The 21108-nt window shown below is 59.1% G+C and carries 14 protein-coding genes and 2 pseudogenes; 4 read left to right on the forward strand and 12 right to left on the reverse strand.

Annotated elements, in window-relative coordinates:
- Positions 1-25 precede the first annotated feature (25 nt).
- From ASG55_RS09450 to ASG55_RS27610, 4 genes and pseudogenes are all read right to left on the reverse strand, one after another.
- Entirely contained in the window at positions 26-460 is a 435-nt protein-coding gene (locus ASG55_RS09450) for a YqaA family protein (RefSeq protein WP_056785840.1), read from the reverse strand.
- Positions 460-906, reverse strand: a complete 447-nt coding sequence (locus ASG55_RS09455) for a DUF411 domain-containing protein (RefSeq protein WP_041480975.1) — start codon at positions 904-906, stop codon at positions 460-462. Before ASG55_RS09455 ends, ASG55_RS09450 begins: the two co-directional genes overlap by 1 nt.
- A 241-nt stretch (positions 907-1147) precedes the next feature.
- Positions 1148-1675: pseudogene (locus tag ASG55_RS27605) on the reverse strand (methyl-accepting chemotaxis protein); the annotation flags it as partial.
- Positions 1676-2008: 333 nt separating this feature from the next.
- A pseudogene (locus ASG55_RS27610) lies at positions 2009-3139 on the reverse strand (HAMP domain-containing protein); the annotation flags it as partial.
- Between the two features lie 353 nt (positions 3140-3492).
- Between ASG55_RS27610 and ASG55_RS09465 the strand changes: the two are divergent.
- A complete protein-coding gene (locus ASG55_RS09465) occupies positions 3493-4020 on the forward strand; it encodes a hypothetical protein (protein ID WP_024012886.1) in 528 nt (175 codons plus the stop codon).
- Between the two features lie 45 nt (positions 4021-4065).
- Here ASG55_RS09465 and ASG55_RS09470 read toward each other — a convergent pair whose 3' ends face one another.
- The 5 genes from ASG55_RS09470 to ASG55_RS09490 are packed head-to-tail and all read right to left on the reverse strand — an operon-like array spanning position 4066 to position 11115.
- Positions 4066-5001: a GNAT family N-acetyltransferase gene (locus ASG55_RS09470; RefSeq protein ID WP_056785845.1), complete on the reverse strand. Its 936-nt coding sequence runs from the start codon at positions 4999-5001 to the stop codon at positions 4066-4068.
- Positions 4970-6280 carry a phenylacetate--CoA ligase family protein gene (locus tag ASG55_RS09475; protein WP_056785850.1) on the reverse strand — a complete coding sequence of 437 codons (1311 nt, stop codon included), beginning with the start codon at positions 6278-6280 and terminating at the stop codon, positions 4970-4972. The genes ASG55_RS09470 and ASG55_RS09475 overlap by 32 nt, the downstream gene beginning before the upstream one ends.
- A gap of 43 nt (positions 6281-6323) precedes the next feature.
- Complete coding sequence (locus tag ASG55_RS09480; protein WP_056785851.1) at positions 6324-8726, reverse strand: aldehyde dehydrogenase family protein; 2403 nt, start codon at positions 8724-8726, stop codon at positions 6324-6326.
- 1 nt (position 8727) lies between these two features.
- Positions 8728-9858 carry a LuxE/PaaK family acyltransferase gene (locus ASG55_RS09485; protein ID WP_056785854.1) on the reverse strand — a complete coding sequence of 377 codons (1131 nt, stop codon included), beginning with the start codon at positions 9856-9858 and terminating at the stop codon, positions 8728-8730.
- A gap of 9 nt (positions 9859-9867) precedes the next feature.
- Positions 9868-11115, reverse strand: coding sequence for an MdfA family multidrug efflux MFS transporter (locus ASG55_RS09490; protein ID WP_056786855.1), 1248 nt, complete (start codon positions 11113-11115; stop codon positions 9868-9870).
- A gap of 358 nt (positions 11116-11473) precedes the next feature.
- On the opposite strand from ASG55_RS09490, the gene ASG55_RS09495 reads away from it, so the two are divergent.
- Positions 11474-11662 carry a hypothetical protein gene (locus tag ASG55_RS09495; RefSeq protein WP_041480969.1) on the forward strand — a complete coding sequence of 63 codons (189 nt, stop codon included), beginning with the start codon at positions 11474-11476 and terminating at the stop codon, positions 11660-11662.
- 9 nt (positions 11663-11671) lie between these two features.
- On the opposite strand, the gene ASG55_RS09500 is transcribed toward ASG55_RS09495, so the two are convergent.
- A complete protein-coding gene (locus ASG55_RS09500; protein ID WP_056785857.1) occupies positions 11672-12049 on the reverse strand; it encodes a hypothetical protein in 378 nt (125 codons plus the stop codon).
- A 243-nt stretch (positions 12050-12292) separates the two neighbouring features.
- Between ASG55_RS09500 and pvdQ the strand changes: the two genes are divergently transcribed.
- Positions 12293-14632 (forward strand): bifunctional acylase PvdQ, encoded by a 2340-nt coding sequence (gene pvdQ / locus ASG55_RS09505; protein ID WP_056785860.1) that lies wholly within the window; start codon positions 12293-12295, stop codon positions 14630-14632.
- Between the two features lie 53 nt (positions 14633-14685).
- On the opposite strand, the gene ASG55_RS09510 is transcribed toward pvdQ, so the two are convergent.
- Positions 14686-15687 carry a FecR family protein gene (locus ASG55_RS09510; RefSeq protein WP_056785862.1) on the reverse strand — a complete coding sequence of 334 codons (1002 nt, stop codon included), beginning with the start codon at positions 15685-15687 and terminating at the stop codon, positions 14686-14688.
- 153 nt (positions 15688-15840) lie between these two features.
- On the opposite strand from ASG55_RS09510, the gene ASG55_RS09515 reads away from it, so the two are divergent.
- Positions 15841-16110: a PepSY domain-containing protein gene (locus tag ASG55_RS09515; protein ID WP_056785864.1), complete on the forward strand. Its 270-nt coding sequence runs from the start codon at positions 15841-15843 to the stop codon at positions 16108-16110.
- A 70-nt stretch (positions 16111-16180) separates the two neighbouring features.
- On the opposite strand, the gene ASG55_RS09520 is transcribed toward ASG55_RS09515, so the two are convergent.
- A complete protein-coding gene (locus ASG55_RS09520; RefSeq protein ID WP_056786857.1) occupies positions 16181-21028 on the reverse strand; it encodes a dermonecrotic toxin domain-containing protein in 4848 nt (1615 codons plus the stop codon).
- Between the last annotated feature and the right edge of the window lie 80 nt (positions 21029-21108).

Here is a 21108-nt window from a genome sequence, read left to right on the forward strand (position 1 = left end):
AAAGGCAATCACACTGAGGGTTGGTTCAACCTAGCCAGCCAAGTGTCAGCAAGGCCAGCACGCCATAGCGCGCGCCTTTGGCCAGTGTGACGATCAACAGAAAGCGCCCGAGCGGTTCGCGCATGACGCCGGCAATCAAGGTCAGCGGATCGCCGATCACCGGCAGCCAACTGAGCAGCAGCGACCAATGCCCATAGCGCTCATAGTGCTTGCGTGCCTTGGCCATATGCCCATGGCTGACCGGAAACCAGCGTCGATCCTGAAACCGCTCGATGCCACGGCCCAGCCACCAGTTGACCAGCGAGCCGAGTACGTTGCCCAGCGTCGCCACTGCGAGCAAACCCCACAGCCAGTAACGCTCGCTGACGATCAGGCCGACCAGCAGCGCCTCGGATTGCAATGGCAACAACGTCGCCGCACCAAACGCAGCAAAGAACAGGCCGAAGTAAGCCGCACCCATCAACGGGCCGGGTAGTCCGCCACCACCACGTCGGCGCCGTCCTTCTTCAGACCGATCACTTGGTACGCATCGCTCATGCCGTCCATTTCCATGCCCGGCGAGCCCATTGGCATGCCCGGTGCAGCCACACCCAGCAGATCGTCGCGCTTGCTCAACGCAAGCACCTGATCGGCCGGCACATGGCCTTCGACGAATTTGCCATTGATGATCGCGGTGTGGCAGGACGCCAGACGCGGTGGTACGCCGTGCTGCTGTTTAAAGCTGCTCATGTCGCTTTCGACGTGATCTTCGACTTTGAAGCCATTGGCTTCGAGATGGCTGATCCACTTTTTGCAGCAGCCGCAATTGGCATCGCGGTGCACTTCGATCGGGATCAGTTCGGCGGCTTGCGCCAGGGAGGAGATGAACAGGGCGCTCAGGGCGAGCAGACGCAGTTGGCTTCGCATGGGAATGGGCTCTCGACTCGGTGAAGGTCAGCAAGAGCGCATTTTGACCGGTTTTTCCATCCCGGCATCAACTGAGTGTTTCCAGTTGCTACAAGACATTCGAACAATGGTGGGAGCGAGCCTGCTCGCGAATGCGCTGGATCAGACGCAAATCCAGGTGACTGAAAAATCGCTTTCGCGAGCAGGCTCGCTCCCACAGGGGATTGGCGTAAAGGCCGAAATCCCCGTGGTCGCGGTTGGCTTAACTGACCTTGAACCGCCCCATGATCGCGCTCACGCGGCTATTGGCTTCGAGCAACTGGCGGGTATTGAGCTCGCTGGCCTGGCCGCTCTGCACCAGTTCATCGACCATGTGGCGAATCTGCACCATGCTGCGGTTGATCTCTTCGGTCACTGCGCTTTGCTGTTCGGCGGCGGTGGCGATCTGCGTGCTGAGGCTGTTGATATGGCTGACCGAACCGGCCATTTCGTCCAGCCCCGAGTTGACTCGGGCGGTGGCGTCAGCAGCGGACTGGCAACTGGCCTGGGTGTTTTCCATGGCGCTGACCGACGAACTCACGCCTTGGGTCAGACGGGTCAACATTTCGTTGATTTCCGAGGTGCTGGCCTGAGTGCGGGCGGCGAGGGCGCGGACTTCATCCGCCACCACCGCAAAGCCGCGACCCTGTTCACCGGCACGTGCCGCCTCAATCGCCGCGTTGAGGGCGAGCAGGTTGGTCTGCCCGGCAATCGCGCCGATGACGCCGAGGATTTCGGTGATGCGCTGGGCGTCCTGCTGCATGTTTTCAACTTTGTGTGTAGCGCTGGCCACTTCGTCGATCAGCGCGACCACGCTGTTGGTCGCTTCACCCACCACGACGCGCGAGCGGTCTGCGTTCTCATTGGCACGCTGGGTGAATGCAGCGGTTTCAGCGGCGTTTTGCGCGACGCTTTCAGCAGTCGAGCTCATTTCGTTGATGGCGGTGACGGTCTGATCGGTTTCCGAAGCGTGACGCAGCAGAATCTGGCCGGTATGTGCCGAGGTGCGCTGCAGGTTGTCGAGGCTGGAAGCCATGGCGCCGGTGGCCTGGGTGACTTCGCCGATCATGTTCTGCAGATAGGCGATGAAGGTGTTGACCGAGTGACCGATGGCGCCCAGTTCGTCTTCGGCGCGAATGGTGATGCGGCGGGTCAGGTCGGCGTCACCGCTGGACAGCGAATCAATGTTGGCCTTCAGCGCTTTCATGCGCAGCACCAGTTTGCGAATCGCGTAAACCTGCAACAGCACCAGCAGGATCACCAGCGGAATCTGGATCAGGCTGAGGCTATGGAGTACGTCATCGCGCTGGGCAGTGAGCATCTTGGTCGGCAGGGCGGTGGCGAGGAACCACGGTGTGCCCTCGATAGGGCGCATGAAGAAGGTGGCATCTTCACCGTTGTTATCGAACTCGACGCGTTGCGCTGTATCGCGATTCTGCAGGCCGGTCTTGATCTGATTGACGAAGGTCGAGCTGGCCGCCAGTTCGCTGATGTTTTTCAGCACGATCGGGCCGCTGATGCGCGAGCTGTTGCTGATGATCTTGCCGTCCGCCTCGACGATGAGCATTTCGGCGTTGAGGTCCTTTTCCTTGCGCGCCACCAAATCGTTGAAGAAGCCCAGGGTCACGTCGATGGTCGAAACGCCCCAGGCGCTGCCGTTCTTGTAGATCGCCATGGCGCAGTTGGTGCGCGGCTCGGCGCTGGCGTCGTCCTTATAGGCAGCGGCCCACGCGCACTGGCCGCGCGGAGTGGCCATGCCGCCCTTGTGCCAGCTCTGGTCGTAATAGTTGGGCGCCGCATCGCTGTTCCAGAACGTGTTGACCTTGAGTTGGCCAGAGGCGTCACGGTGCCAGAAAGTGCTGAATTTGTTGCGCCCGGCTTCACGCTGGCCCGGTAACGGCCAGATGCCGCCGCCGAAGACTTTCAGCTCGCCATACTGATCCACCAGCCCTGGCAACACCGTGTCGATGGCGGCGCTGTCGAGCAGCGGGATGGTCTGGGTGATGCTGCGTTGCTGCGCCTGGACCTTGTTCAGTTCGCCCTGAATCTGCACGGCGACTTCGGCGATGCGGTTGAGCACGACCTTCTCTTCGGTATCGCGCAGGGTCGGTGCCACCAGTTGGCTGATGCCGACCACGGTCAGCACGGACAACAGCAGGATGAACAGAATCAGAAACAGCGTGTAGCGAGCCTGAATAGTGCGCAGTGCGGGCATGGAACTGATCCTTGAGCGGCTTTTTTGTTGGAGGGCAGAAATAAAACAGGGCGGGTATCACAGCGTATCGTCGTTGCGGGCGGAAGCTTTAGGTGCTTGCGCGCCGAAACCACGCTGGGCGATGACCGGTTGGTATCGGGATGGGTACAAACCCCCGGATCGCCACGTTTGTTACATCAAGATGACGGCTCTGAACCAATGTTTACGGGATGCAGGCTTGTGTCACGAATGTACGAGATTTGTAAAAAAGCGCACAAAAGACTTGGTGCGATCAGGCGCATCGGCCGATACTCGCGCCCATTCAATTGGTTGGAACAAGGACATTTCATGCTCATCGCACAAGGAATCCTCGCATGACGATCGGCTATACCGGCGCCTGGGAAAGCAAGGCAGGCGTAATGGTCCGTGATACCGGCGCGAAAAAGCAGGTTTCGCAGAGCGTCAAAGTGCAGCAGATGCTGACGCTGGTCGGCAACGATCCGAATGCGCTGAATGTGGCGGAGATGGATAAGCAGGGTTTGCGCAAGCAGATCAAGGGCTTCGACCCGGCCAACGTTTCCGTCAAGCAGTTGGGCAACCTCAGCGAATTCCTGCGCGGGCGCGGCCTGATTTCCGAGATCACCTCGATCACTTTGCTCAATGCCGGCGACAAATTCGACCGCTTCGGCGTGCAGAAAGACCCGGAGGCGAAGTTCAACGCGCTGGAATATTTCGCCACTCAGCTCGATGCCATCCAGACCAACAGTCTCAATGGCAATTACTACGGCAAGAGCCTGATCCCCGAATTCAAGAAAGCCATTTACGTCCTGCAGAATCTCAAGACCTATGGCGAAGGCAATGCGGCAGTTCCGTCCGACAAAGGCCTGAAGGCAAAGGCGTAACGTCTGCTGATGATGCCCGCTCATCCGTGTGCGGGCTCATGCTGTTTACGCCGCCGGCACGGCTTGCCGAGTGATGTGACGTTGTGCCTGGTCATGCAACTGCTGCATATGCGGGCAATGCAGCGCAAGCCGGCGGGCGCGGTAGCCACGATGAAACAACGCCAGCCATCCCCCTCGATTGTCCTGTGCAGGCGCCAGGCCGGTGAAAGCAAAACCGATGGCGTTGAGGCTGTGCAGATCCACGGCAAACTGTCGCGAAAGCTGTAGACGAATCGAAACCAGCCAATGCCCGGGCAGTGATCGCAACTGGTCGAGCAGTTCCGGATTGAGTTTTTCCAGCCACATTTCATGGCGGCTGCCGTGCTGCTGGACCTGAACCGAAGCTCCGCGCCAGCGTTCTGCATCAGCCCCGACGCCGAACACAGCGCTCAGACGCTCCATCAAGGGGCGGCAACTGGCTGGCCATGCCTGTTCTGGCAATGGCCGTTGATAGCCATCGATAGCACGTACACCCAACACGATCGACTCGGGTTTTTTACAACCAAAGGGTGAGCGGACATAGTCCGGCAACAATCCAGTGTTGTGAAAACCGAGGTTGATAGCCATGCGTTGGGTGTAAGGGTGATGGGTGACCTGTTTGATCGAGACGCTGCGACAACCCAACGCCTGCGCATGAGTCAGCAGTTGTCCGCCCAGCCGCGTGGCAATGTTCTTTCCACGGATATCGGGATGTACGACGCTCAAGGCCAGTTCGGCATCGTGCGAGCTTTCGCTTTGCCGATACAAAGTGGCATGACCAAGAATCCGCTCACCCTCCACTGCAACCAGTGAATGCCAGCGTTTGTCGGCGTGGTTCTGATTGATCAGGCAGGGCATGTAAACGTCGGTTTGCACGTAATGATCACCGTAGACCTCGCGAAACAGCTGGCTGACGGCCTTGGCGTCGGTGTCACGGTAATTGCGCAGAATCAACGACTCCATCACGCACCTCCCGCTCTTCCTGGTCATAGCAGCGCAAGTCGACGATCCGCAGGCTTTTCCCTGCGCGAGGATGGCGCGCCAAGTCCTCAAACCGGCAACTCTTGATGCGCAGCTCCAATAGCCGCTCAGCCCGCAGTTGCGCGATCGGCGGGTACAGTTCGATCAAGCGGGCCTCAAGTTTCTCGTCGATGAGCGCCGATCGTTCGATGACTGCGTATTTCAACGTCAACACATCTGCGCTGTTGGCTTGTTCGATCAGCAATTGCCAATCGTCGCTGCCAGTGATGCTCCGTACGCTTTCGCTGATTTCATCGGTCATCAGCGACAGAATGCCGACCCGCACCCGCTGACTATTGCCGCTGCGACCCCTGAGGGCGAATTTGCGTTGTGCAGTGCCCGGCGGTTCGCGCCAGCACGCGAGATCACCCACGGGATAGCGGATCAGCGGCATCAAGCGGCGATGCAGATTGGTCAATACGAGCAGACCGGTTTGATTGCAGGCCTCGATCGTTGCGCCGCTGTGCTGATCGATAATCTCCAACAGGACGTGGCCGTCGGGTGTGCGATGTTCTCCTTCGACGCAGTCAGGATGACTGGCGCCAATAAATCCGCCGTCGACGCTGGCGTAGCCGATCGAGGCAATGCGCGCGTTGGGCAGCACTTGCTCAAGGAGCTGGCGTTGTGAGGCAAACAGGCTCTCCCCGCCGTAAAGCACGCTATCAACCAGGGGCAACGTAAGGCCGCGTTGTTTGAGCCAACTGGCGAAGGTCAGTAATTGCGCGGGCACGCCAGCCAGTACATTGATTCGATGTTGTTCGATGGCATCGGCCAACTTCGGCGGATCGACCTCACCGGTAAACGGAAACTCGCTGACAGCTGTTTGAACATGGGCGAGTGAGTCATGAATAAACAGAAAACTGGCGTAGAGGTCGCCGGCGAAAAACAGGTTGGCGACACGGTCGCCGGGGCTGAATTGCTCGCTCAGACTGCGGCCGAAATCTTCCACCGTGCGCTGCCATTCCGTGCGGGCATACACGGACAGCCTGCCACCGCCGGTTGATCCACCGGTCTTGAACACCAGGGCGTGCCCAATGGGGGCCGTCAGGACCGGCCATTGCGCGAGATCCGCGCTCTCTTTCCAGAAGTCTGCCGGATCAAGCAGTGGCAGTTCGCACGGTGAACTTATCGCCTCGGGGATGTTGGCGAGACTGTTCTTGTAGTAGGGCGAATGCTTTCGGGCGAAACCCGTTAATTCGCTAATCGAGTCGGTTGTTTTCACGGTGTGTTCTTCTTGATTCGAATGAGCCAGCTCACGGCAAGCGTCAGCGGCGGGAGTCAATGACCAGCGGCGTCTTGCCACTGTGTTTGTTTCGAGCGAAGTGTTCGGGCGAGCATTGCTCGATCTGCAGAACCAGCAATCCGCTGTCGATGACGGTTGTCAGGGTCAGGTAATCGGCGAGACGTGTATCAACCGTGGCGGCTGCAAGCTCGCAGTGCAGTTGCATGCGCTCGACGCCCTCGGCGCTGTGGTCCAGATGCAACTTAAACGGCACCTGCAGCCGCGACGCCAATTCGCTCAGGGAGATAAAGTCAGTGCCGATACGCAACAACTTGCCGTGGCGTTGCAACAGTTCAAAGCGGGGCGACTTCAGCCCGCAGGCGCAGACGCCCGGGAGCCAGCGTCCGCTGTCGCCAATCTCATAACGCTGCACGCGCTGACCACCCTCGCGGGCGAGCGAGGTGACCAGCAGCCGGCCCACCTGATCGTCGATCACCGGCACATCCTCATCGAACGCGACAATCTCCAACTGCTGGATTTCGCTCATCAGATGGAAAACCCCATCCGCCGAATCCTCGCAGGCATGCCCAAGCGGACCGGCGTCGACGCTGCCGTAAATCGCCGAGCGAATGGTCGAGACGCCACAACTGCGCAGCAATTCACGGTTCTGCTCGCTCAGGTGCTCGCCACCGAGAAAGACCTTTTCGACTCCGGCATAAGCACGCAGACGCTCCTGTTCATTGAGGAACAGACGATGCAGGGTGCCGGGCATACCGACCAGCACGTTGACCCGTTGGTCGATGATCAATTGGGCAATCTCCCGATAATCGTCATCAGCAGGGGCGGCCATGGGCAGGTGCGTCACCTCGAGCAGTTCCAGCGCTTTGCTGAAACTGAGAAAACCGCCGTACAGCCCGCCACAGAAGAACAGGTTCATGACTCGGTCTTGTGCTGGATCCAGACCGGCAGCGAACAGGCCATCAGCGGTCGCGCGCATCTGCCGATCAAAGTCGCGATAGCTGTAGCCGGCCAGAGCAGGGGTGCCGCTGCTGCCTCCAGAGCGGAAATACAACTGCGCCTGATCGTTGATGGGCTGGGCGACGAAGGCTTCTTTGTCCATGATCGCAGCGCACGGCGTCGCCGCTGATGGTGTTGGATCGAGACTGGCCTGATTCGGCAGTTGCGTGGCTGCAAGACTCACCGATACCCGTCGACTCAAACGTTGCAGCGCATAGACGCCATCATGGGGTTCGCCCTCGTACCCGTCGTGAATGTTGCCGATCGGTGCGATCCGCGTGACTCCGGCAGCGATCAACGCATGGGTAAGCTCGACAATTTGCGATTGTGCGCATACCAGCGCACAGCTTTGCAGGACGTTGCGCCACGGCAGCAGAGTGGCGGGCAGCAGCGCCTGCGGCACCGGGTGCAGCAATACGCTGCGAAACAGCGGCGAAGGTGCGAGTTGCCGATCATGGGTCCAGATCACCCGCCAGCCTGGGCCGTGCCAGACTTGCCCGGTGTGACCGGCGAAACTCTGACCGAGGCGGGCCATCTGCGTGTGCGTGGTAATTTGCGCAGCTTCCTGGCGTGTCGGCACCAGTGCCGGCCACTGTGCGGCGCGTCGTTGCAGGGCCTGCGCCAGGCGTTCACCGATATCGCGCAAGACTTGCGTGTCGTCGCTGTCCACCAACAGCCATTGCGGGCTGGAGCACGCCTGCTGATCCAGTCGGCAAACTTCGTCGGCGACGGCATCAAGCGCCTCTGGCGTAGCCGATGCAGGAGTGAGATAGACGAAGCTGATGCGATGCCCCCAGTCGATCCAGCGACAACCCGGCGCGAGCTGTTGCCGAATGGCTTGCAAGGCCGCTTCGCCACCCCACGCCGCGACGCCATTGGCCGATTTGCATAATTGGCCGATCTGCTCGGTGCTCGCTGGAATCACCGCCACGTGACCGGCCAGTTGTCCGCTCGCATCGCAGTTCACCAACGCGCGCAACAGTCGCGCCGTCAGGCCTTGATCGCTGCGGCTGGGGCGCAACCAGTTGACGTTGCCGGCGAGCAGACTTTCCACCACCGCGCAAAAGGCCAGCAGCGGCGCGTTGGCCGGGGTGATGTGCACCACCAGCCCGAGCGGGCGCCAGGCTTCGAAGCGTGGCAGGCGATAATCGATACGGCGCAGGGAGTCGGCAGCGACGCCGAGTTCGCGCTGGCGTTTGGTCGTCAAGGCTTCAGGTTGGCAGAAATCGATCAAGGCCTGCCGTTGTTCGCTGTCGAGGGGCAGATCCGTGCGCGAGTCACGCAGCAGCTGGGCAAAAACAGTGATCGCCTTGATGACCGTGCTGCTGTCTAGCGACGTCGCCAAACGCTGGGGCAACTTGTGTTGCAGGTCTTGCAGCGCTTGGTCGAGGCTGTAAATGTCGTGCAGTTGTCCATTTATCAAATACATTTCAGTGACTTCCCAGTAATTCGGCGGCGGCCATCGCGCAGCTTCTGCCGGCCGTGGTGCCGGCGCGGCCGTGCAGTTCGAACCAGTCGGTGGTCAATCCACAGCCGCAACTTGCGCCCGGGTGCAGCGTGGCAAGGTCGCTCATCACCACGGCATGCGCCGGGCTGGATGAGATGTAAGGCGAGACGAAGCCGAGCAGGCCTTGTTGGCCATAGGGCAGCAGAGAAAAATCCGCCGCATCGCGAATCAGCACCCGCGAATACACCGGCACATGAAAGCGGTGACGGGCGCATTCGATGTAAGGCACCGCATGCTCGACAGCACCGTAACCGTCGCGGCAGCGGGCGGGTTCGATGCCCAATTGCCGATGGATATGGGCGTAGAGCTGCTGTTTGGGAATTTCCTGCGCGGCCTGGTTTTTCCAGCCGCCGCCAAAAAAGGCCAGCGAACCGGCGGGCAATTGCACATCCTGCACAGCGCTAGCCTGCATGCGTTGCAGGGTCTGCCAGAGAAACGCCGGGAAGCCGAAAATCCGTACCGGCAAACCTTCTTCAGCGAATGACTGCAATGCGGCGATGACACCGAATACGTCGAACTGATGGCCGCTACCGATGTTGCGCAAGGCGTAAACCACGCGATTGACCGGGGCAAACCGACAGAGAAACTGGTCGGTAAACGAAGTCCCGAGCGTAATGTGACCCTCGGGTTCGTAGCTCAGCAGCAGGTAATTGCATGGCGTATCCGGAGTATCCCAACCGTAATGGCGAAAGATCTGCGCAACCATGAACTGCGCCCGCGCCAGGCTGCGTTCGTCGTAACGCATCCGGCTTTTCTGCCCGCTGGTGCCCGACGAGGTCAGTTCCAGGGCGTTTGTCCCCGTGCTGCTGAGCAGCAAGTGTTGCTTGAAGAAACTGGCAAAGATCGGCGGCAGACGCGACCAGTCATCAAGACTGTCGAGGTCTTGCGGCGCCAGTCCATGGGCGTTGAGCCAATGGGCGTAACCCGGGGTGTGGTCGCAGTGAAAGCGGCTGATTTCCTTCATCGCCCGATCAAACAGACCGGGCGCGGCTGAATCCGCGCAATAGGGTTGCTTCAACGCGCACAGCGCGTCGGCATAGGGTAGGTGAGTCATCAGTGTTCCTTACTGAGGCGAGGCCACATCAGCTGTGGTGGTTTGCAGGAGCCGGTAAACCATGGGCAGGCACATCAGCCCGCCGAATGCGGCCCAGAGAGCGAAGTATTCAAGACGGCCGCCGCCACCGATGGCCGCAATCAGCGAACCGCCAAGGCCCATGACGGCGATCGAAATCATGCCGGTCAGCGCCGACACCAGACCTTTGCTGTCGTCGCTGGCAAACAGCGCCAGGCGATACACCGCCGCGTTGCTCATGCCCAGCCCGACGGCGTACAGCGACAGACTCGCCACCACCGGACCAAGCCCCGCGCCGAGCAATGCGCACGCGGCCAGAAACAGAAGGCCCAGACAGAACGGCCAGAGCGCCAGTTGAATCAATTGCGTCAGCGAATGAGTCTGCAGCAAGCGGTCGAGAATCAGATTGCCGGCAATCACCGCTGAGAAAACCGGAATCTGCCACAGGCCATATTCCAGCGGCGGCAGTTCCAGCACCCGCACCAGCAGCAACGGTGCCAGGCCTATCCATGTGATCAGGGGCAGACTCATCAGGCCCAGCGCCAGACTGGCGCAGAGAAAACGCGGGTTGCCCAACAACGCGCCATAGCGCCGTGAAGTGCAACGCCAGGAGAAGGGCACAAGGGGTGTTCGATGACCATCGCGGCGCTCGACGCCTACGGTTTCCGGCATCCACAGCAACAGACCGAGCCAGACCAGCGCTGCCGTGAATCCCAGCAGCAGAAAGATTTCTCGCCAGCTCAGCCATTCCAGCAACAGGATCCCCAGTAGCGGCCCGAGCAGAGGCGATAACAACGCAACATTGCCGAGCAACGCCATCAGCCTGACGGCGTCCGCTTCACAGAACACCTCCTGTAGCGCCGGATAGCTGACTGCGACGACAAACCCCAGACCCATGCCTTGCAACAGCCGCAACAGGTTGAACGCTCCAATACTGTCGGTGAAAAAAGCTGCCGCGCACGACAATCCGAACAGCGCGCTGCCCGATAACAACAGTGGTCGTCGGCCGTATTGATCGGACAACGGGCCGAGCAACCATTGCAGGCACACGCCACCCAACAGATACAGGTTGAAGGCATGGGGAACATGCCGCACGTCCGCGTCGAGGTCGGTGGTGACATCCAGCATCGCTGGCATGATCACATCGCTGGCCATGTAAGTGAGCAGTTCGAAAGCGGTCAGCGCCAGACAGAAACCCGCAACCTGTCTGGGGCCGATATTGATAAGTGTTCTCTGCATGAACATCCCTGTTTTATGAGTGGTAGGAAGTTCGCAGAGCCTAGGCGCAGGCGCACAGCCGACCTAGCCGTTTGCTGCGTCAGCAGATTTCAAAAACTTACGGCATGTTTAAAGGATTGGCGCGGCGTGAAACCTGTTTACCTGGCTGCCATTGCGGCGCAAACAACGATGCCCGCGTCAGTGCGGGCATTGTTTGCGCTGGATCAGGGAGGGCGGGCATGTCTCAGGGTTGGGTGCCCATGCAGCCAAAAAACCTCAGGGGCGGTAACATGAGCACCCGTTTGCCCCGGCGCATCCCCCTCATCCGGGAAACGCTCGGCGCGCAACCGGCTACATTTCAATGTTTCAGGAAACCGCAATGACCCAGAAGCAACGCTTGATTTATTCGATTCTGATCGCTCTGTCGGTACTGGCGATCATGCTGGGCCTGTCCTGGCTGCAGAATGCCGGCATGATCACCGAGAAGACTTTCCAGTACGTGGCAATCGGCGTGGCGGTCGTGGTGGTCATCATCAACGGCGTGATGCGCCGCAAGGTCAAGCCCTGAAGGCGAGCCTCATTCGTGGTTGAGGACCGCCGCAGCCTGCGGGTGCAGGCTGTAACTCTTGTCGGCGTTGAAGGTGATCACGCCTTCGGCGCACAAGCGTTTAAGCACTTCTCGCACGCTGAGAAACGACAGCGGCACGTCCAGATCGAGCAACTGGCTATGTACGCCACGTACGCCCAGGCGACGATTGCTCTGTGCCGCCACGAGCAGCGCGTCGATGACTTTCAGGCGAATCAGGCTGGTGCGCAGGCCGAAGCTCTTCAGTAGCACGCGAATACGCTCATTGCCCGGACGCTCGCCGCGCTGGCTGAAATTGCCGGTGTGCGAACCCATCGAAACGCCCTGTGGCGTCTGGCTACCGTCCGATGGTAGTTGCGAGTTGTACATGCGATTACTCCTTTTCAGAGCCAGATCGGGAAAGGTTTTGTTGCGCTCTCTAAACAAGACGTTTCAGCACGACAAATCATGAAAGAAAAGATGTAGAAATTTCGTCGCTAATTCGTCTCAGCCTTGTGATGACGGCATTGCCCCAATGGGCTACCCGCTAAATTTTTTCCTTCAGCTTCGTTTCTTCGACAGGCTCATTGCGCGTGGACGCAGGGGCAATCGACCTTTCGATCAGGAGCAAGCGTGATTATTTCCAGGCAACTCACCGGGCTGGCCCTCGCCAGCACCTTGTTCGGGCTGAGCCTGTCAGCCCATGCACTGAGCCCGGCTGCACAAACCAGCGCCGATATTCGCCGCACCAGTTTCGGCGTGCCGCACATTCGCGCTGAAAACGAGCGCGGTCTGGGTTTCGGCATCGGTTACGCCTACGCCCAGGACAATCTGTGCCTGCTGGCCAACGAGATCGTCACGGTCAACGGCGAGCGTTCACGCTACTTCGGCCCGGAGCAGTTGACTGTTGAACAACGGCAAAACCGCGTCAGTGATGTGTTCTTCACCTGGCTCAATACTCCAGAAGCGGTCGAAACCTTCTGGCAGGCGCAACCGACGCAGGTCCGCGACCTGGTCGAGGGATATGCCGCCGGTTACAACCGCTATCTGGCTGAACGCCGTCAGCAAGGGTTGCCGCAGCAATGCCAGGGCGAGTGGGTACGTGACATCAGCGCCGAGGATCTGGTCAAACTGACGCGGCGCCTGTTGGTTGAAGGTGGGGTGGGGCAGTTCGCCGAAGCCCTTGCTGGCGCGACGCCGCCGCAAGCGACCGCGCAGGTGAAGCACGACACCGAGGCGTTCCAGTTGGCCGACGCGCGTCAGCAACGTTTTGCTCTGGATCGCGGTAGCAACGCTGTGGCGGTCGGCAGCGAGCGCTCGTTCAATGGCCGTGGCATGTTGCTGGCCAACCCGCATTTCCCATGGGTCGGGGGGATGCGCTTTTATCAGATGCACCTGACCATCCCCGGCAAGCTTGATGTGATGGGCGCCGCTTTGCCGGGATTGCCGATGATCAATATCGGTTTCAACCAGCATCTGGCCTGGACCCACACCGTCGATTCGTCGAAACACTTCACCTTGTATCGCCTGCAACTTGATCCAAAGGATCCGACTCGATATTTGCTCGATGGCAAGTCGCTGCCACTGAACAAACAGACGGTTACCGTGCAGGTCAAGCAGGCTGACGGACAGGTCGTAGCGGTTGCGCGCGACATCTACAGCTCGCAGTTCGGCCCGATCGTGCAATGGCCGGGCAAGCTCGACTGGGACAGGCAATATGCCTACAGCTTGCGCGATGCCAACCTCGACAACGACCGCGTGCTCGAACAGTGGTATGCGATGAACCAGGCCAGCAATCTCAAGGATCTGCAAGACGCGGTGCACAAGATCCAGGGCATTCCGTGGGTCAACACCCTGGCAGTGGATGACAAGGGCCAGACGCTGTACATGAACCTGTCGGTGGTACCGAACGTCAGCGCGGAAAAACTTGCCAAGTGCAGCGACCCACGCCTCGGTCTGCGCATGATCGTGCTGGACGGTTCCAACAGCGGCTGTGCCTGGGATGTCGATCCGCACGCGGCGCAGAAGGGCATCTTCGCTTCCAGCCAGTTGCCGCAATTGCTGCGCAAGGATTTCGTTCAGCACTCCAATGATTCGGCATGGCTGGCCAACCCGGCTCAACCGCTCACCGGCTATTCACCGCTGATCAGTCAGGAAGGACAACCGCTGGGCCTGCGCTCACGATTCGCGCTTGATCGTTTGGCTGAACTGAGCAAGAAAGGCCCGCTGGCAGTCAAGGATCTGCAGCACATGGTCATGGACGATCAGGTCTATCTGGCCGCGCAGGTCATGCCCGATCTGCGGAAGTTCTGCGGCGCCGATCTGGGCAGCGATGCCGCGACACTCAAGTCTGCGTGCGCCAGCCTCAAAGCCTGGGACGGCCGCGCAAATCTGGATTCCGGGCTCGGTCTGGTGCATTTTCAGAACATCATGCAGGCGCTGCTTGAATCAGCGGATATCTGGCGTGTTGCATTCAATCCGGCAGATGCGCAACACACTCCTCGCGGCCTGGCAGTCGAACAACCTGCCGTCGCCAAAGCACTGCGTGAAGCGATGCTCTCGTCGGTTGAGCGGGTCGCAAAAATGGGCCTGAAACCTGACACGCGCTGGGGTGATGTCCAGGTGGTCAGCAGCGGCGGGCAGCAAACGCCGATTCATGGCGGGCCGGGGACGCTGGGCATCTACAACGCGATGCAAAGCGTGCCCCGCGAAGACGGCAAACTTGAAGTGGTCAGCGGCACCAGCTATCTGCAAGTGGTGAGCTTCGATGAAAAAGGCCCGCACGCCCAAGGGCTGCTGGCGTTCTCGTTATCCAGTGATCCGATGTCGAAATACTCGCGGGATCAGACTGCTGCATTTTCGAAGAAGCAGTGGAGTGTTCTGCCGTTCACCGAACAGCAGATCCAGGCGGATCCGCAATATCAGGTGCAGACGATCAAGCAGGATCAGGCAGGGAAGGTGGCAGCGCAATAAAACAGTCACAGCTCGAAACAAACGAAGGCCGCCTCCCGCAAGGGACGCGGCCTTCAGCTTTTCGGCGGGCGTTGCGGCATCGAATTGATCACCGGGTTGCCTTCCTTGTTGCGCGTCAAATAGACCGGCAGCACTTTCGGCAGGCTGTTGGCGAGGTGGTTCATCTCTTTGATGTTGTAGACGCCGCCCACGCGGATCGCGCCGGTATTGGTGTCGGCCAGCATCAACGGCTTGTCGAGGTAACGGTTGATCAGCGGCAGGGCGTCGTGCAGCGCAAGGTTGTCGAGCACCAATCGGCCGCTGCGCCACGCCAGCGAAGTATCGCCAGGGTAGGTCTGACTGATTTGCGGCGCGTAATCGCCATGCCGGTAGCGCGCCTGCATCGAGGGACTGAGGCGCAGACCGTCGCCAGGCAAGTCGCGATTGCTGCTGACCAGCACCGAACCTTCGATCAGATTGACCCGCACCTGATCTTCGTACATCCACACATTGAACCGCGTACCGGTCACGCGGATCTTGCCGTCGCCGGCGCGAACCACGAACGGATGAGACGCGTCATGGCTGACATTAAAAAACGCCTCGCCCTTGTTCAGGGTGACGCGACGTTCATGTTTGTAATTGCTGAAGCTCAGGTCGGTGTGCAGGTTGAGTTCGAGCTGGCTGCCGTCACTCAGGGTGATCTGACGCACACTGTCGGTGGCGGCGTAATGCTGATAACTGTTGGGCACCCAGCCCAGACTCCAGCCGCTGTAAGCCGCGAGTGGCAAGGCGAGGGCGCAGGCGCCAGCAATGACCGCGAACTTGCGCCACGAACGCGAAGGCTTGCGTTGCGCGGCGAGTGCCTCGGGCTCGGTTCGAGGCAGATCTCCGGCGACTTCCCAGATCTCTTGCATGGCTTCGTATTCGAAGGCATGCAAAGGATGTGCAGCGTGCCAGGTCTCAAATGCGCGACGCTCCTCGTCCGTGCAGTCAGCGGCGTGCAGACGCATGCACCAGTGCGCGGCGGCATCGGTGATCGCATCGTATTCGGCTTCCGAGAGAGTGTCTTGGGTCATTGACTCGTCCTGATTTCGCTCATTCTAACCTCGCCGGCAGGCTGCGGAGAACATCCGTCATGGCATTTACCCATCAACGTGGAACTTATTTTTCCCTGTGGCGCCCAAAAAAACAGGAAGCAACTGCCTACTATCCATAAATGGAGTGAAAAAATGATCAAAAATACATTCGCAGCCCTGATTGCCACTGCCGGTCTGCTCAGCGCCGGTGCCGCCTTGGCGGACAAGCCGGGCGCAGGCTGGATCACCATCGAAAAAGCCATCGAGGTCGCCAAGACCAAGGCCGGCTATGTCGAGGTCTATGAGATCGGCGCCGACAATGACGGTTACTGGGAAGGCGAAGGGCGCAAAGCTGACGGCATTGTCTACGAGTTCCGCATCGACGGCGCCTCGGGCAATGTACTGCGCGATCAGAAGGATTAACGCACCGTCTCACTCGTTGATTCTTGGCATGAGCAATGCGCTGGCGTTACGCCGGCGCATTTTTTTGTCTTCACGCCAGCGCTTGCGAGGATCCCGCCTGATCTGCAACCGGCGCCGGTAGCGGCATGGGCGCGGGAAGCGGGTCGAGCTGGCGGCCCAGTTCGCTGATGAGCAAGGCTATCGAGTCGGCGTTGGCGAGCATCACGTCGACCCGCGCATCTGCTGAAACAGGACTGCGAAACGCTCGGCGCGCGTCTGCAAGGTTTGTGGTTTTGGTAAGGCTGAGGATTTTCAGGTAATCCGCGGCATGCGTCGGCATTTTGTCCAGATCGGTCCAGACGTGGTTATCGGATTTCACCGCAAACAGGTGCGAGAGATTGCCGTAGCGCGACAATAACCTGCGATAACGTTCAAGCGAGCCCTTGGCCGCTTGCCCCTCTGCCGTCGTCGTGTCGATAAGGTCGAGATAAGGCCCCATGGCCTGGATCGTCACCAGATCTTCGCTGTCGCAAACCAGATGCGAGAGTTCATGGATAATCGTTACCGCGCGTGCGTGTGAATCAACATTGAATCGAGGAGGCAGATGGGCGGTGTATTTGTCCATTCTGGGATTGAAAAAAACCTCGGTGAGATGAATTATTTTTTGTTTGTCCTGTTTGAAAACGAAAGCAACGGTATTGGCGCTGCCAGGCCCATTCAGACCAGTAAAGAAGCGCTCGGTGTAGAGCAAATCATCTTTTGGGTTCGTCAGCTCCTGGCAGACAGGAATGATCACTTTCTCGAGTTTTGTGAGCAGCAAGGGCGTTACCTCATGCACCTCGAAGAACTCCTTCAAAACCCTCTCCAGCCGTGTGCCCGCTGGGTGGCTGCGCTGTGTAACGTAGTTATGCAGGCAGTTGACTGCGTATTCTCTTGCACGGTTTACGGCTTGCTGTATCACGAACGCCCTGGCCGGATAGCGACGGTGGATCTGGGCCATGCCTCTGGCCTGGATATACATTTCTATTGAGCGGTTTTCCTCGACTTCATGTTGAGCAGGGTCACGACGTTTTGATCGGCAGCGATGAACCGGCTGGCTGGCGCTTGCAACAACCAGACGGGCATTTTTCTCTTCGAGTGCCGGCCCCTGACTGCCGTCTTTTTTGCGCAAATACCAGTTTTTTTCGAGCTGGACTGCCGGATACACCTTGCCGGCAATGGCGGCGTATTTTTGCGTCGTTGACGAATCCCCATAGACCAGCTTATTGGCATCAAGCTTGAGGGATTCCAGCGCCGTACTGCTTTCAAAGGGCTGCAAATCAATCCGAGCGGGCGTGACGGGCGACACCTTTGCCCAGCGAGAGGCGACTTGCACCGTTGTGGCTGTACCCGCAGGTGCTTGCGCCTCTGCGGCGAATTCGGAGCCGGCCGTTTCTGCCTCGCTTTCCCATGACAGACGTCCCAGGCTGAAGAGGGTCATCGCCCCTGCGATGAAGCTTTTCAGGGCATTTGCCCAGTGATGATCCTGAAGGCCTTCGGCGGACGCCTTGAAGTCCTGGTAGCTTCGCCACAGGAAAAAACCGGACGCGAGTTTGCCCGGTAGCAAATGTGGCACCAGGCGCACGCCGTGACTGAAGAGAAACTTCACCGCTTCCCAATCCGCTTGGCCATTGATCTGTGGCTGGCTGCGCAACAGTTGCGGCAGAAGGCTCAGAGTGTCCTGGTGAAACCGCTCGAGCACGTTGCCATTGATGGGCGCGCCATGAAGAGTGATTTCACTGTCTTTGCCGATCGTTGTTTTCAACAGACTCTTGAATATCGCCTGCTGAGCTTCAGGCAGACGCCGGATGATCAAATCCTGGAAGTGCCCGGGGGTATTCAGTGCCTCGATCAGCTGCGCTTCGTTTTCGAATTCGCGAAACACATACCTGGAGTAAGGCGCATAGAGGATCCGGGGGCCTGTTTGCCCTGCGCCCGGACCGAAGACATACAAACCGAGTGTGTCGACGCAATCAGCGCCTGGGGTCTTGATCAACGATAGCGGACAGGCGATGGCATGAGCGCCCTCGACCGCAGCGCGCGCTATCGCGTCGGGCATGTCGAGGACCTGGCAAATGTAGTCATAGCCGGTATCCGAGAGCTGTTGCTGCAATTTCATCGAGTGAGCGTGTTGCATCAGTTGCCAGGGCAACTGGCGCAAGAACCGTTCTTTGCTGGTGCGAGCAGACGGGCTGTCGGCTGACAGCGCTTCGGTGACTTTCGCGGTGTAGGTGGTAGCAACATCAAGAGATTGCAGTAATTGCCGTACCGCGGCCTGGGCAAACTCTTTTGGTAAGGCTGTGGCCGTTGTCGAGGCGACTTTGAAACCGCTGCCCTGCACGACGTTGTAGTGATGCAAGGCAAATTCCAGCAAGTTGCAGGCAGGGCCGGCCAATATCAGATTGGGGGTGATCCGGATGTCCTGTGGCTTGAGCCCGTTGCCTGGAAAGCGGGCATCGAGCAGGGTTTTGAGGGTCTGCTCGATATGAGTGGCCAGCGCCGGGACCTCATCGAGGAAATCCTTGCCATCGATGAACGCATGCCGCAGTTCATCCAGCAGCGCGAGTTGCGTGCGTTGCTCCGTCGCCGAGGCCATACGCAACCAGTCCGGGTAATCCAGATGACGCGAAAGGGTTCGTGCAAGATCGATCGCGCGTCGCAGGTTGGTATCGATGACAGCATTCTTCATTTCATCAAGGAAGCTCGCCAATGTCTTTGGCTCCTTGATGCAAACTCGCAGCAGTTCACATTCTGCCAGGAACTGTTCAATGGCAGATTGCATGCGGTCTCGGGAGACACTGCCATTAATCAATTGAAACTCGCCCAGTGTGTATTGCTGGTCCAGTCTGTGTTGCGCCTTTGGCAGATTTTCCAGCAGCGTGTGACTCTGATTGTTGTCGTCCAGCCGTTGCTGCAATTGCTTTTGCGCATTGGCGATGTCGTCAAACAGCTCCAGGCCCATGGCCGGTGTCCAGAGGATGGCGCGCCCGGAATGTTTCACGTCCATGCCGCCGCGCTCGGTCAGCAGCACGCAGTGAGCGAGCGGCAGCGCAGCGTTGGGCTCGGCCCCGTTGAGGGTCAGTGACCAGGCATCGGGGCGAAAACCATTGAGTGACTGGCGGTCCCTGCGTGTCGGGTGCCTGGAATCGAACACGGTGTCGACGATCTTTCGTTCCGCCTCCAGCCATGACCCGCTGAGGCTGCGCAGGTACGCCTCACCGCGCAGGCCGTCTTCGAATGCCTGGGCCAGTTTCCACAGAATGCCTTCCAAAAAGACGCGCTGTTCGGCACCGTGCGCGGTCGGCTGGTCTTTGAAGTGGCTGGTCAGATTATCCAGCGTCCGTCCCAGAAGTGCCGCCTGCTGCGCAGCCTTGTCTGCCTGCACGAGTGACGATGGCGGTGTACTGGTAAACAACGGCCGGGTACTCCAGCGCTGATTGACGTCGAGCTTGAGCAGCCGTTCATGAATCATTGAGCGGATATCCAGCGCCTTGTCGAAGAGCGCATGGATGTCAGTGGTGCGCTCGCTCTGACGAAAACGCTGCAGAACGAATTCAACGTTCTGACGTTGCTTGGTGATGATGGCCTCAAACAGCGTGGTCATGATCTCACCGCCAATGTTTTCCCCGGATACCTGCGCGTTAGCGAAGCCAAGGTAACGATTGCGTTCTTGCAGATTCATCAGCCCGTAGAGTTCGTCTTCGTGTCCGGCAGCCCGCATTTTCGCGGTCAGTGTCTGTTTGAGATCCGCGTAGTCGGCGAGTACCTGCAGGCCCTGGCTGGGCGTATAGAGATAAGCCTTGTCGTGATTGATCATCAGTGAACCGGCCAGCTCGACACAGGCTGTCTCTTCACTCAAACACACGGTTTCAAACGTTGGCCGCCGTACCGCAACGGTTGGCTCACGTACCAGGCTGTGCAGGGCGTCGAACTCGCTGGCGGTGAGGATCTGCGTTTCGCGCTTGATCATCAGATCCGCGCGCGCCTGATCCTGCACCGTCTGGCTGAAGAAAGTACGTCTGGGCGAGCCTTCGAATGAAGCGCCGTTCCAAAACACCTCAAGCTGTCGAAACAACAGCATGGTCAGTTTTCCCGACGCCGACTTGATCGCATTGGTCCAGGCAGACTGATCGTCTTCGCGTACCGAACGGGCGGGATGGGTGAATTCTACGACCTGACCGTGGGGCCAGCCCTGACGGTGAAAATGCACCAACAGCGCTTCAGTCAGCGACAGCGAGTCGACCCACTGTTTCCCCTCCGAAGAAGTCACCGAATAGAAACCGACCCGGGTAAGCGATTGTTGCACCGCGCCAAAATGCGCTTCGAGCAGTTCGTCGAGAATCTTTTCCAGCAGCGTTGCAAGGGATGGCAGGCGTTTGAGCTCGTCCAGCAGGTCACGGGCGCACCTCTCCAGAGAGTCGCCGATTGCCAATTGCTGGTCCTCGAACACATCACCTTCGATGGTTTCGCAAGTCAGAGTGATACCCCGTTTTTCCACCAGTTCCTTGCGCAATGAAACCGAGAGGAAAGCCAGCAGATCATCGTTTTCCCTGGCGTTGTCGAGGCGTTTCTGCAGGGCATCAGTCAGGGCTTGCCGGTCAGCGAATTTTTTCAGGCCATCGTAGGGCGTATAGAGAAACACGCCGTTGTCATCCGGCCCTGCGCTGAGTATGAAGCTGCCTGCCAGCGGCACGGCCAGTTGCTTGTCGGCGTTGAGCAGGATGCGTTCGGCCAGCATTGGCGGTGTTTGCTTGTTGCGCAGTGATTGCGTAGCGAGTTGCGCATGTGCAAGCCAGTCGAAGTCTTTGCTGTTGAGACCGTGTGCCGGACCGAGGTCAGCGTGCAGGCCGGGTGAATCGAATATCACTGGAAACAACAGCGGGGCAGTCGGGGTGGACATCATTGCAACTCTGAACAGGGCGCCATTGGGCTGGAACTCAACAGTAAATGCGCAGAGTGGAGCACTTGCGGTAGACAGTT

Origin of the sequence: Pseudomonas sp. Leaf434 (assembly GCF_001425545.1) — a bacterium.
Taxonomy (GTDB): domain Bacteria; phylum Pseudomonadota; class Gammaproteobacteria; order Pseudomonadales; family Pseudomonadaceae; genus Aquipseudomonas; species Aquipseudomonas siliginis.